12 protein-coding genes are annotated in these 12,517 nt (G+C 69.6%); 3 read left to right on the top strand and 9 right to left on the bottom strand.

Annotated elements, in window-relative coordinates; translation table 11 throughout:
- Nucleotide 1: 1 nt before the first annotated feature.
- Nucleotides 2–904, top strand: a complete 903-nt coding sequence (locus tag JM949_RS14575) for a phytanoyl-CoA dioxygenase family protein (RefSeq protein ID WP_203149028.1) — start codon at nucleotides 2–4, stop codon at nucleotides 902–904.
- A gap of 184 nt (nucleotides 905–1,088) precedes the next feature.
- Nucleotides 1,089–2,276, top strand: coding sequence for a low temperature requirement protein A (locus JM949_RS14570; protein ID WP_203149027.1), 1,188 nt, complete (start codon nucleotides 1,089–1,091; stop codon nucleotides 2,274–2,276).
- Nucleotides 2,277–2,303: 27 nt separating this feature from the next.
- Here the strand turns inward: JM949_RS14570 and JM949_RS14565 are convergent, their stop codons facing one another.
- The 9 genes from JM949_RS14565 to JM949_RS14525 form a co-directional block, all read right to left on the bottom strand.
- Nucleotides 2,304–3,497, bottom strand: a complete 1,194-nt coding sequence (locus JM949_RS14565; RefSeq protein WP_203149026.1) for a low temperature requirement protein A — start codon at nucleotides 3,495–3,497, stop codon at nucleotides 2,304–2,306.
- A 161-nt stretch (nucleotides 3,498–3,658) separates the two neighbouring features.
- Complete coding sequence (locus JM949_RS14560) at nucleotides 3,659–4,300, bottom strand: MOSC domain-containing protein (RefSeq protein ID WP_203149025.1); 642 nt, start codon at nucleotides 4,298–4,300, stop codon at nucleotides 3,659–3,661.
- A gap of 27 nt (nucleotides 4,301–4,327) precedes the next feature.
- Complete coding sequence (locus tag JM949_RS14555; protein ID WP_203149024.1) at nucleotides 4,328–5,158, bottom strand: carbohydrate ABC transporter permease; 831 nt, start codon at nucleotides 5,156–5,158, stop codon at nucleotides 4,328–4,330.
- The gene (locus JM949_RS14550) at nucleotides 5,155–6,117 is read right to left on the bottom strand and encodes a carbohydrate ABC transporter permease (protein ID WP_407664771.1); all 963 of its coding nucleotides are present in this window, start codon (nucleotides 6,115–6,117) and stop codon (nucleotides 5,155–5,157) included. The genes JM949_RS14555 and JM949_RS14550 overlap by 4 nt, the downstream gene beginning before the upstream one ends.
- 20 nt (nucleotides 6,118–6,137) lie before the next feature.
- Complete coding sequence (locus JM949_RS14545) at nucleotides 6,138–7,424, bottom strand: sugar ABC transporter substrate-binding protein (protein WP_203149022.1); 1,287 nt, start codon at nucleotides 7,422–7,424, stop codon at nucleotides 6,138–6,140.
- A 248-nt stretch (nucleotides 7,425–7,672) separates the two neighbouring features.
- Complete coding sequence (locus JM949_RS14540) at nucleotides 7,673–7,957, bottom strand: GlsB/YeaQ/YmgE family stress response membrane protein (protein ID WP_179780541.1); 285 nt, start codon at nucleotides 7,955–7,957, stop codon at nucleotides 7,673–7,675.
- A gap of 319 nt (nucleotides 7,958–8,276) precedes the next feature.
- Nucleotides 8,277–8,561, bottom strand: coding sequence for a GlsB/YeaQ/YmgE family stress response membrane protein (locus JM949_RS14535; RefSeq protein WP_203149021.1), 285 nt, complete (start codon nucleotides 8,559–8,561; stop codon nucleotides 8,277–8,279).
- Between the two features lie 351 nt (nucleotides 8,562–8,912).
- Nucleotides 8,913–10,787, bottom strand: a complete 1,875-nt coding sequence (gene lepA, locus JM949_RS14530) for a translation elongation factor 4 (RefSeq protein WP_203149020.1) — start codon at nucleotides 10,785–10,787, stop codon at nucleotides 8,913–8,915.
- A gap of 116 nt (nucleotides 10,788–10,903) precedes the next feature.
- Entirely contained in the window at nucleotides 10,904–11,440 is a 537-nt protein-coding gene (locus tag JM949_RS14525) for a DUF4240 domain-containing protein (protein WP_203149019.1), read from the bottom strand.
- A gap of 61 nt (nucleotides 11,441–11,501) precedes the next feature.
- On the opposite strand from JM949_RS14525, the gene JM949_RS14520 reads away from it, so the two are divergent.
- A complete protein-coding gene (locus tag JM949_RS14520; RefSeq protein ID WP_203149018.1) occupies nucleotides 11,502–12,488 on the top strand; it encodes a phosphotransferase family protein in 987 nt (328 codons plus the stop codon).
- The last annotated feature ends 29 nt before the right edge of the window (nucleotides 12,489–12,517 follow it).

Genomic DNA, 12,517 nt, shown 5'->3' with positions numbered 1-12,517 from the left:
GGTGTTCGATTACGGCGACCGGACCGGTTACGAACCGATCAGCGACACTGACCGCAAGGAGTTCCACGAGCAGGGTTTCCTCCTGCTGCGCAACGTCCTGACGGAGGACCACCGGGCGGCGCTGGAGGCGGCGGTCGACCGCGTCTACGCGGAGGAGCAGGCGAAGGGCACCACCAAGAAGGACGGCACCCTGCACCTGCTGGGCTTCCTGGAGCGCGACGAGCTCTTCGGTGAGCTGCTCACCCACCCGATCGCCTTCCCGTACATGTGGGGGCTGGCCGGCTGGAACATCTACACCCACCACAACCACCTGGACGTCACCCCGCCGGCCGCCGAGCCGGAGAAGCCCTACTGGGGCTGGCACCAGGACGGGTACCGGCAGAACTCCGACCCGGAGACGATGGACCCGAACCTGCCCCGGCCGATGTTCTCGCTGAAGGTCGCGTACGTCCTGTCCGACCTCTCCGAGACCGGCCGCGGCGCCACCAAGGTCATCCCGGGCAGCCACCTGTGGAACTCGCTGGACCGGCCGAAGGACCTCAGCGTGCACAACCCGGACCCGGAGGGCACGGTGGAGATCACCGCCAACCCGGGCGACGCCTTCATCTTCGACCGCCGGCAGTGGCACTCGCGGTCGACGAACCTGTCGACCATCACCCGCAAGATGCTCTTCGTCGGCTACACCTACCGGTGGATCCGTCCGCTGGACGAGCTGCACCCCGACGTGAACGGCGAGTGGTACCGCAACCGCACCCCGGTGCAGCGCCAGCTGATCGGTGAGGGCACGCACACCGCCAACTACTGGGGTATCAACTGGGACGGGTACGTCGACGACGAGATCCCGCTGCGCAAGGAGCTCAAGGAGCGCGGTCTGCTCGACCGCAGCATCCCCTGGCTGCGCTGACCCCTGCTGCCTGTAAAACGCCCCTGCCATCGTTGAGTGATGGCAGGGGGCCGTTCCACGTCCGCGGACCCGACCGCTCCGGCCGAGCCCGTTCCCGACCACCGGGGACCGCGCTGTCGGTAGCGTGGCGGGTGCAGGTCGGGCGCGGCGCCCAGGGCGCGGGGTGGCACAGGAGGCAGCCGCAGTGACATCCGCTCCGCTCCCCCGGATCCTCCGCCGCAGCGGCGAGCCGGCGTACCCGACCTTCCTGGAACTCTTCTTCGATCTCGTCTACATCTTCATCTTCTCCCGGCTCGCTGCCAGCCTGGCCGGGAACCTCACCCTCCGGGGCGCGGCGCAGACCGCCGTCCTGCTGCTGGCCGCCTGGTGGGTCTGGGTGCTGACCGCGTGGCTCACCGACCTGTTCAACCCACGACTGCCGCTCATCCAGGCGACCACCCTGCTGGTCATGCTCGGCACCCTGTTGATGGCGATCGCGACTCCGCACGCCTTCGGTAGGTACGGGTGGCTCTTCGTCGCCGCCTACTTCGGCATCCACCTGGTCCGCGACGCCGTCCTGATCCCCGGCACCCGGGTGAACCCTCCGATCCAGGCCAGGAGCATCCGGGTGTTCTTCTGGTTCGGCATCACCGTGACGCCCTGGGTGGCCGGGGTGTTCGTGGACGGGACGGCTCGACTGCTGCTCTGGTCGCTCGCGGTGGCGGTCGACCTCGGCTCGGCCCGGGTCGGCTGGCCGACGCCGAGGCTGGGGCGTACCGAGCTCGCCAGCCAGATCTTCACCGGCGTACACCTCTCCGAGCGGCACCGGGAGATCTTCATCGTCGCGCTCGGCGAGTTGATCCTGACCACCGGCACGGGGCTGGCCGGCAGCGGATTCACGGCCGGCGCGGTGGCCGCCAGCGCTGTCGCGTTCGTCAGCGCGGTCCTGCTGTTCCAGCTCTACTTCCAGCGGGTCCAGCGGATCCTGGCGCCACCGAGCGTCGTGACGGTGGAGCGGGTCCGCTCCGGCACCTCCACCTCGTACAGCCATCTGGTCATGGTGGCCGGGGTGGTGCTGATCTCGACCAGCACCTCGCTGGTCATCGACCGGCCGTTCGGCCGCGCCCCGGTCGAGCTGGTGGTCGCCACCCTCGGCGGGCCGGTCCTGTTCCTGCTCGGCAGCGTCCTGTTCGATGCCGTGGTGACCGGCCGGACCCTCTGGTCCCGGGTGTTGGCAATCGTGGCGTTGGGTGCCCTGATGGCACCCGGCACCCGCCTGCTCCCGCCGCTGGCCGTCCTGGTGCTGGCGACAGTGGTCCTGCTGATCACCCTGGTCGGGGAGGGGCTGGCCGCGCGCAACCGCCCGGTCGGGGCCGCCGCGCCAGCGCGGTGAAGGGTCGTCCGCGCCTGGCGTGCCGAGTCACCGCAGCATCGGCGGAGCCGGCGTACGGGCGTGTCGCCGGGTGCTCACCAGGTTCGCCACGGCGATCAGGAGCAGCACCGTCATGGCGAGTAGGGCGATCAGCACCGGCGGCAGCAGGGGTGTGGCCGGTGCCGCGCCCGCCAGCAGCACCAGCCCGGCCGACCGGGACCGCGAGATCCGCCCGAACACGGTGAAATCGAGGACGCCCCGACCGACCAGGTACAACGCCGGTCCGCCGAGGATCACCGCAGCCCACGAGGGCGGGGTGTCGCCCAACGGGCGGCCCACCACGAGCCGGCTGGTGACCGCCGCGCCGATGATTCCGGCCACCATGATCAGATGGGTGACCGCGGCGGACTGGGTGAGCAGCGCCGGGTTGGACGACCGGACGATCGCGTCGGTCAGCAGCTCACCGGCGCGGTAGATGTAGATCCGCCACATCAACACGATGGTGCTGAACACCACGAGTAGGGCCCAGGCTCGTCCCATCGTGTACTCGCTCATGCTGAAGGTCGTTCCGGTCACGAAGATCGAGACACCGAGCGCGACGATGACGAACTGCCGGTAGCGCTCGGCCACCCGCGCGCCGTCCAGCCGCCAGTCGCGCGGTCGTGAGCGGCCGATCCCGGGCACCGGCCAGCCCAACGCGGCTGCGCAGTACTCGACGACGACAGCGAGCGCCCAGAGCGCCAACTGCCCCGAACCGCCGGTAAGCGCCCCACCGATCCAGCCGATGCCGGCGACGGTCTCCCAGATCTGGATCCGAATGGTAAGACGCGGCGGTCTGCCGGACGAGACGGTCAGGATGTAGTAGGCGGTGGTACTGAGGTGAATGACCACGTACGTGGTGGCGAAGAGCAGCCCGCGGTCGCCGTACGCATCGGCTGCCAGCGCGGCCAACAGCAGACTGGCCGCCGCCACCCAGATGAACTGCCCCTGCCCGGCCGGGCGACTCAGGTCGACGCTGTCCGCCGCCCACACGGTCAGCGCCCAGATCATCGTGAACCCGAGCAGCAACACCAGCGTCTTGGCGACGCCCGTCCAGGTCAGGTCGTTGGCCAGCACCGTCGCCAAGGTGACCAGCGCGAAGACGTAGACGAGGTCGAAGAAGAGTTCCAGGAACGCCGGACGCGCGAAGTCCGGATCGGTGGGTGACGCCGCCGCGGCACCGCCCTCCGTTGCCATCGACATCGCGCTCCACCCGGTCCCCGCCGCATGCCCCCCGTGGGGACAATACGGGCAAGTCCGCCGTCGAGCCCGTCGTCCTGCGTCTTCCGGTCGGAATCCCGTGCCGGGCCCGTCGATGCTTCTCGGCCGCCCGGCGCCGGATCGCGGCGGTCGCCCTCGACCAGTCAGCCGTGGGCGGGGAGGCGGCGGCGGGCCTTCTCCCGGATCGGCTCCGGCAGCCCCTCGGCGTCGAGCAGTCGGGGCAGCAACTCCGGCTCCAGGCTGGTCGCCCGGAACACCTCGCCGATGGTCACGCCGTGCGCGGGCCGCTCCACCACCTCGATCGGGTCACCCGGGCCGATCTCACCCTCGCGCAGCACCCGCAGGTACGCCCCGGGCGATGCCCGGACAGTGAACCGCTTGATCAGATCGGGTAACCCCCAGAACCCGGCGAAGGTGGTGCAGGGGGTGCGCGGCTTGGTGACCTGGAGCAGGGTCGAGCCGACCTGCCACTGCTCACCGATCACCGCACCGGTCACGTCCACCGCGTAGGTGGACAGGTTCTCACCGAAGCCACCGGGTCGGATGGCACGGCCCAGCTCGGCCGCCCACCAGGCGGCGTCCTCCTCGGCGTAGGCGTAGACCGCCTGCTCGGGTCCGCCGTGGTGGGCACGCTCGCCGATGAAGTCGCCGGCCACCCCGTCGACGCGGACCAGCACCGGGCCGTCGACCGGCCGCTTGTCGATGCCGCTGCGACCGCTCGCGTCGCCGGCCCACTCCGCCTCGGTCACGATCCCCAGGTTCACCGCTGCCACCCTGCCCGTCATGACGGCCAGCCTAGCGGCGGGTCGGGCTCAGCCCTTGACGGCGCCGGCCACCAGACCGGAGACCATCCGCCGCTGCACCAGCAGGAAGAAGATGATGACCGGCAGGGTGAACAGGGTGGACGCGGCCATCACCGGCCCCCAGTTGGTGTCGTCCCGACCGAAGAAGAAGGTCATCGCCACCGGCAGCGTGTAGCTCCCCTGGTCGTTGATGAACGTCAACGCGAAGATGAGCTCGTTCCAGGCCGTGATGAAGGAGAAGATGCTGGTGGCCACCAGGCCCGGCGCGACGAGGGGGAACAGCACCCGGCGGAAGGTCTGGGCCCGGCTCGCCCCGTCGATCGCCGCCGCCTCCTCCAACTCCTTGGGCACCGCGGCCACGAAGCCGCGCAGCATCCACACCGCGAACGGCAGCGAGAAGCCCAGGTACGTGAGGATCAGGCTGGGCAGGGTGTTGTACAGACCGAGCCGCTGGATCATCAGGAAGAGCGGGATGACCAGCGCCTCCAGCGGGATCATCTGCACCACCAGCAGCATGATCAGGAAGCTGGTCCGCAGCTTGAAGCGGAACCGGGCCACCGCGGTCGCGGCGAGCAACGCCACCAGGCCGCTCAGCACCACCGTCGAGACCGCGACGATCGCGCTGTTGACGAAGAAGTCGACGAAGCTCACGCCCGGGATCAGGTTGCCGGTCAGGATCTCCCGGTAGTGCTCAAGCGTCGGATGCGCCGGCACCGGCTGCGGAGTGGCCGAGAAGATCTCCCGGCTCGGCTTCAGCGAGGTGGAGATCATCCAGTAGACCGGGAACGCCGCGAAGAGCGCGACCAGCAGCCCGGCCGCGTTGAGGGCGACCTTCTTCACGACTCGTCCTCCTGCCTGAGCACCATCCGTACGTAAAAGCCGGTGACCACCAGCAGGATCAGCGTGAGGATCACCGCGATGGCCGCGCCGAGCCCGTACTTCGGCGGCGGCGAGAAGGCCTCGGCGTACGAGTAGATGGCGAGCATGAACGTCGGCCGGTCCTGGGTGCCCCCGGCCAACACGAACTGCTGGGTGAAGACCTTGAAGTCCCAGATGGTGGAGAGGACGATCAGGATCCCGAAGACCGGGCGCAGCAACGGGAAGGTGATCTTCCAGAAGACCCGCCACGGGCTGGCGCCGTCCACCCGGGCCGCCTCGTGCAGCTCACTCGGCACACTCTTGAGGCCGGCCAGCACGCTCACCGCGATGAACGGGAACGAGTGCCAGACCACCACCAGGGTGAGGATGGCGAAGAAGAGCAGCGGTGAGTTGAACCAGCCGTAGCCGGTCCAGTCGCTGCGCCCGAACAGGCTGTTCGAGAGACCGTCCGGCAGCGCGTTGAACAGCCAGGTCACCAGGCCGCTCGTGTCGTCGAAGATCCACTTCCAGACGATGGTGCCGGTCAGTGCCGGCGTGGCCCAGGCGAGCATCACGCAACTGGCCACAAAGGTCGCCATCTTGCGACCGAGCCGGTTGAGCAACAGCCCGACCAGGGTGCCGAGGACCATCGTGAGCAGCACGTTGGCCGCGGCGAACAGCACCGTGTTGCGCAGCACGGTGAGGAAGAACGGATCGGAGAGGATGTCGGCGTAGTTGCCGAGCCCCACCCACGGCCACTCCCGATCACCACGCAGTTGCCGGACCGTGTTCAGCCGGTAGAAGGACATCACCACCACCTGGCCGAGCGGCCAGAGCAGCAGCACCCCGATGATCACCAGAGCGGGCAGGAGCAGCAGGTAGGGCAGGCGGTCCACCCGGCGACGCCGCCGCGCGGGGGTCTCCCGCGCGGCGGACGTCACCAGGTTTTTTGTCTGGGTGCTCACTTGCTGTTCAAAATGCCTTCCATCTCGACGGCCGCGTCGGCGGTAGCCTTCTCGACCGTCTTCTGACCCTTCATGACCGAGCTGTTCATCGCCTGGGTCACCGTCTTGGTCCGGCTGACCTCCACCCACTTCGGGGTGAGCGGCGTGAGCTTGGTGTTCTGCATGGTGGTGGCGAACGCCGCCATCACCTTGTCGTTCGCGTAGGTGTCACCGGCGACCAGGTCCTGGTAGACCGGGAAGAAGCCGAGGCTGCTCGCGAAGCTCTGGGCGTTCTTCTTGTTCAGCAGCACGGTCAGGTAGTCCCAGGCCAGGTCCTGACGCTCACTGTCCTTCCAGATCGCCACGTCCGAGCCACCCGCGAAACCGGGGGCCGCCTTGCCGTCCGGGCCGGGGATCGGGAACGTACCCCAGACCTTCTCGATCTCCGGGTTGTCCTTCTTGATGGCGCCCTGCTGCCAACTGCCGGCGAAGGCCATCGCCGCCTTGCCGGTGGCGAACTGGGTACGCGCGTCGATCTCGTTCCAGCCGGCGGCGGCCGGCGGCGCCACCTTGTGCACGGTCACCAGGTCGGTCCAGAACTTCACGGCCCGCTGCGCCTCGGGTGTGGTGTAGCCGGACTTCCAGGTGCCGCCCTGGTTGCTGGCGATCTCGCCGCCCGCGCCCCAGAGGAAGGAGTAGAACGGCAGCTCGGAGTTGCCCGGCAGGGCGATGCCGTAGGTCCCCTTCTTCTTCGCCTGCACGGCCTTGGCCACGGTGACCAGGTCGTCCCAGGTCTTCGGGGGCTGCACGCCGGCCTCGGCGAACCAGTCGGTGCGGTAGTAGATCGCCCGCACACCCGCGTACCAGGGCACGCCGTACTGCTTGCCGTCGAGCTGAGCGTTGCGCACCAGGTCGGGCAGCAGGTCCTTGCCGTCGGCCCAGCCGCCCATCCGGCCACTCACGTCGGCGAGCGCCTCCTGGGCCGCCCAGCCCTGGGTTTCGGTGTTGCCCAGCTCGGTGATGTCCGGTCCCTCACCCCCGGCGAGCGCCGCCTGGAACTTCTTCGGCGCCTCCAGCCAGGGGATGTACTGCACCACCACGTCGGTGTCGGGGTGCTTCTGGCGGAACTCCGCCTCGACGGAGTCGAGGAACTTGTTCTGGGCGTCCCCGCCCTCGCCCATCATCCAGACCGTCAGCTTGCTGTCGTCGGCCGCCTTGTCGTCCGAGCCCCCACAGCCGGTCAGCACCATCGCGGCCGAGGCCACCACGGCGGTGACCGGGGCCAGCCGCTTCCACCTGTTCACGCCACTTCTCCCCTCGCGCCGCTTGGAACTAACCTTCTCCGCCGCACCCTAGTACGGAGGATTCCTTTACGACAGTGGGCGGGACCGGCCGAAGCGTCGCGACCGTACCGCAGCGGCCCGGTGAACGGCGTCCTGCCATCGGGCCGAACTCGGGCACTCCAGCACGAAAGAGCGCCCGGCTCGCGGCCGGGCGCCCTTTCGATGTGCTGTCTTGCCGTGGTGCGGTCTCGCCAGGTGATGCCGTGTCGTTATCGGGTGACGCGGCGGCGGCCACCCACACCGGCCACCAACGCGACCGCGATCGCGGCCACCACGACCTGCACCAGCAGCTCGCCCCAGTCAACGCCATTCGTCTCCGTCGCGATGCCGATGGCCCGCGCCAGCACGGTGCCCAGCAGCGCCGCACCCACACCGATCAACAGGTGCAGCCAGATCGGCATGTTCTGCCGGCCCGGAACCACCAGACGGCCGAGCGCGCCGACGATGAGACCAACAACGATCGCAGTGATGATGCCCCACACGGTGAGCTCCACGGCCACCCTCCCTCAAAGAATGTTCGACACACGATGTGTGCTTTCTGTCGTGACCACTAAGTTCCCGACCCACCGAAAATCCAAACCGACCTGACCCACCAAACGATCACGACGTAGCCGACAAGGACACGTTCCACCGGCCCGGCCGGGCGATTCGACGGCCGCGCCCACTGTCGACAGGGCCTGCCGGCGTCACGATCGACCACCGTGAAACCGCGACACGGTCCGCCCGCCAGGGTCGAGGGCGAACGCCGAGGGGCGCCCGGCCTGTCGGCCGGGCGCCCCTCGGAAGTGTTGCGGTGTTACGGCTGTGCTGGTGTTACCGGGTCACTCGGCGGCGGCCACCCACACCGGCCACCAGAGCGACCGCGATCGCCGCCACGACCACCTGCACCAGCAGCTCGCCCCAGTCGATACCGTTGGTCTCCGTGGCGATGCCGATCGCCCGCGCCAGCACGGTGCCCAGCAGCGCCGCACCCACACCGATCAACAGGTGCAGCCAGATCGGCATGTTCTGCCGGCCCGGAACCACCAGACGGCCGAGCGCGCCGACGATGAGACCAACAACGATCGCAGTGATGATGCCCCACACGGTGAGCTCCACGGCCACCCTCCCTCAAAGAATGTTCGACACACGGTGTGTGTGCTTCCTGTCGTGACGGTTAGATGCCCGAGCCACCGAAAATCCAAACCGACTCAGTCACAAACAAGTTGCCAGCGTCGATGCCGCCAGGCTGCGTCGGTTGGGCCGGGCTCGCGTCCACACAGGTCAGGCATCATGTTGCCCAGGGCGACGACTCCCGCGAAGTCGCAAAGATCCTTCCACCGATCCGCGCACGCGCGCTCCGCTGGACGCCCACGCCGGTGATCAAGAGGCTTGCGTCAGGATCCGGGGCTCCGGTGACGCGAACCTCTTGATCACCGCAGGCAGCGGCGGGTGGGGGCAGCCGGGGGGCTACTTCTTGGGGGCCTTGGTGTCGCCGGAGTCGGAGGAGAGGGCGGCGATGAAGGCTTCCTGCGGCACCTCGACCCGGCCCACCATCTTCATCCGCTTCTTGCCTTCCTTCTGCTTCTCCAGCAGCTTGCGCTTACGGCTGATGTCACCGCCGTAGCACTTGGCGAGCACGTCCTTGCGGATCGCCCGGATGGTTTCGCGGGCGATGACCCGGCTGCCGATGGCCGCCTGGATCGGCACCTCGAACTGCTGGCGTGGAATCAGGGTGCGCAGCTTGGCGGCGATGGTGACGCCGTAGTTGTACGCCTTGTCCTTGTGCACGATGGCGCTGAACGCGTCCACCGGCTCGCCGTGCAGCAGGATGTCCACCTTTACCAGCTCGGACGCCTGCTCGCCGGAGGGCTCGTAGTCGAGCGAGGCGTAGCCCTTGGTACGGCTCTTCAACTGGTCGAAGAAGTCGTAGATGATCTCCGCGAGGGGCAGCGTGTAGCGCAGCTCCACCCGGTCGGCGGACAGGTAGTCCATGCCGAGCAGGGTGCCGCGCCGGCCCTGGCAGAGTTCCATCACCGCGCCCACGTAGTCGTTGGGCGTCAGCACGGTGGCCCGGACCACCGGCTCGTACACCTCGGCGATCTTGCCGGTGGGGTACTCGCTCGGGTTGGTCACGACGATCTCCACGCCGTCGTCCGTGATCGCCCGGTACACGACGTTCGGCGCGGTGGAGATCAGGTCGAGGTTGTACTCACGCTCCAGCCGCTCCCGGATGATCTCCAGGTGGAGCAGGCCGAGGAAGCCGCAGCGGAAGCCGAAGCCGAGCGCGCCGGAGGTCTCCGGCTCGTAGTCCAGCGCGGCGTCGTTGAGCTTGAGCTTGTCCAACGCCTCGCGCAGGTTCGGGTAGTCGGACCCGTCGATCGGGTAGAGCCCGGAGTAGACCATCGGCTTCGGGTCCTTGTAGCCACCGAGCGGCTCGGCCGCCGGCCGGCTGTTGATGGTGACCGTGTCACCGACCCGGGACTGCCGAACGTCCTTCACGCCGGTGATCAGGTAGCCGACCTCGCCGACGCCGAGCGCCTCGGCCTTGACCATCTCGGGCGAGATGACGCCGATCTCCAGCAGCTCGTGCACCGCGCCGGTGGACATCATCTTGATCCGGTCGCGGGCGCTGATCCGGCCGTCGATGACCCGGACGTAGGTGACGACGCCGCGGTAGACGTCGTACACCGAATCGAAGATCATCGCCCGGGCGGGCGCCTCGGCGTCGCCGACCGGCGGAACGAACTGCCGGACGATCTCGTCGAGCAGGTGCGGGACGCCCTCACCGGTCTTGCCGGAGACCCGGATGCAGTCGGCGGGGTCACCGCCGATGAGGTGGGCCAACTCCTCGGCGTACTTCTCCGGCTGGGCGGCCGGCAGGTCGATCTTGTTGAGCACCGGGATGATGCGCAGGTCGTTCTCGAGGGCCAGGTAGAGGTTGGCCAGGGTCTGCGCCTCGATGCCCTGCGCGGCGTCGACCAGCAGCACGGCGCCCTCGCAGGCGGCCAGCGACCGGGACACCTCGTAGGTGAAGTCCACGTGCCCCGGGGTGTCGATCATGTTGAGCACGGCCCGCTCACCGGCCCGCTCACCCTCGCCGATGGTCCACGGCATGCGGACGGCCTGGCTCTTGATGGTGATGCCGCGCTCGCGCTCGATGTCCATCCGGTCCAGGTACTGCGCGCGCATCTGCCGGGGGTCGACCACGCCGGTGAGCTGCAACATCCGGTCGGCCAGGGTCGACTTCCCGTGGTCGATGTGGGCGATGATGCCAAAGTTCCGGATGCGACCGGGGTCGGTGGCACCAGGAGCGTTCGCGCCGGGATCGAGCTTCGGTGGCACAGCGGTCCGTTCTGGTCGGCTGACGTGAACAGGCCGGCGCGCCGCCGACCCCCTCTATGTTCCCACGCCGCCGGGGTACGCCCACTGCGCGGGCGAGGCATCGGTCCGGAGACACCTCACTCCAGCGGCGGCTCGACGAAGAGCGCGGCCAGCCGGGGCAACCGCCGACGCGCCTCGTCCTCGTCGTCGAAGTCCCAGAAGTCGTTGAGGTCAGGCGTCCGCACCGGGTCCCGGTCCGCGGGCAGTTCGGTCGCGGTGGCCTTGCGGTACGCGTCCCAGGGCACCGACAGCATCTGCTCGGCGGAGAACTCCTCCCCGCTGAGCGAGGCGGCCCGCACCTGGGGCAACTCGGCCAGCGAGTCCGGTTCGGCGACGGCGCGGGCGAAGACCGCCCGACCCTGGGTCATCAGCCAGCCCCGGAAGTACTCGAAGCCGTCCGCCGAGGCGCCACCGTTGATCAAATAGGCCGCGCCCCACAGGTCCGCCCTGTGCGAGGCGGCCAGCACCCGCGTCTGGTGCCGGGCGTACCCGATGATGTCCTCCGGGTCGCGCTCGGCAAGCAGCGCGACGGCCCGCGCGGCGACCGGGCCGGGCTCACCCCCACCACCGGCCCGCGCCTGGTCGATCAGCTGCCAGAAGTCCTCGGTCCTCATGGCTTGGCAGTCTGGCAGTGTCGCCGTGCGTCCCGCACGTACCCCGGGGCAGCATGGTGGGATGTCCCCTCCCCCGCTGCCGCCGGTGCCGTACCACGCGAGCGCCCAGCGGCCGTCCTGGTCGGCGTTGCCGACGGCGCTGCGGACCGCGGTCGCCGACCGGCTCGGCGCGCCGGTGGTCACCGCCCAGGTCGCGGGCGCGGGCTTCACCCGGGGGTTCGCGGCCGTGCTCGACACCGCCGACGGTGGCCGAGCCTTCGTCAAGGCGGCACCCGCCGCCGAGCAACCGCACCTGGTCGACTGGTACGCCCGAGAGGCCGCGATCCTCGATTGGCTGCCGGCGGACCTGCCGGCGCCCCGCGTCCGGTGGACCCTGTCCGAGGTCGGGTGGTTCGTGCTGTGCACCGACGCCGTCGACGGGCACACCCCACGCCTGCCCTGGGTGCCCGCCGAGCTGGACGCCACCCTCGCCGGCTATGCGGACGTCGCCGCCGCCCTCGCCGACCCGCCGACCGAACTGACCGCGCTCGGCCTGCCGCACCTGGCCGACCTGGCCCGCTCGGACATCCTCTGGTGGGAGGAGGTCGCCGCCGGCCGCGAGCCGCCCCCACCCCTGCCCGCGCCGCTTCGAGGTCGGCTGCCCGAGCTGGTGGAGTTGGAGTCCCTCCTCCCCCGGTACGCCACCGGGGCGACCAGCCTGATCCACGGCGACCTGCGGGTCGACAACGTGCTGATCGACGCGGACGGGCGAGCCTGGTTCTGCGACTGGACCTGGGTCTGCTCCGGGCCGGCCTGGTTCGACCTGGCCGGCCTGCTGCTCACCGCGTACGCCAGCGGGCTGGACGCGGACCGGTTCTTCGCCACGCACCCGGCCACCGCCGACGCGCCCCCGGACGCGCTGGACGCGACCCTGGCCGCGTTGGCCGGCTACTACCTCACCGGCGCCGCAGCCGCGCCGCCGACGGCCTCCCCGCACCTCCCCGCCCACCAGCGGTGGAGCGGCGAACAGTCCCTCGACTGGCTGGCCCACCGCCAAGGCTGGCGCTGACCGCTGCCCCGGCCGCCCGGGGCCCCTGG

The organism is Micromonospora tarensis (assembly GCF_016803395.1).
Taxonomy (GTDB): Bacteria; Actinomycetota; Actinomycetes; order Mycobacteriales; family Micromonosporaceae; genus Micromonospora; species Micromonospora tarensis.
The sequence above is the reverse complement of the archived record's forward strand: the minus strand, read 5'-3'. Positions and strand labels throughout refer to the sequence as shown.

What these genes read in the sequence shown, in the direction of transcription:
- JM949_RS14525 (WP_203149019.1), bottom strand. Translation starts at nt 11,440, where the DNA reads ATGAGGACCGAGGACTTCTGGCAGCTGATCGACCAGGCGCGGGCCGGT.
- JM949_RS14520 (WP_203149018.1), top strand. Translation starts at nt 11,502, where the DNA reads ATGTCCCCTCCCCCGCTGCCGCCGGTGCCGTACCACGCGAGCGCCCAG.
- JM949_RS14560 (WP_203149025.1), bottom strand. Translation starts at nt 4,300, where the DNA reads ATGACGGGCAGGGTGGCAGCGGTGAACCTGGGGATCGTGACCGAGGCG.
- JM949_RS14565 (WP_203149026.1), bottom strand. Translation starts at nt 3,497, where the DNA reads ATGTCGATGGCAACGGAGGGCGGTGCCGCGGCGGCGTCACCCACCGAT.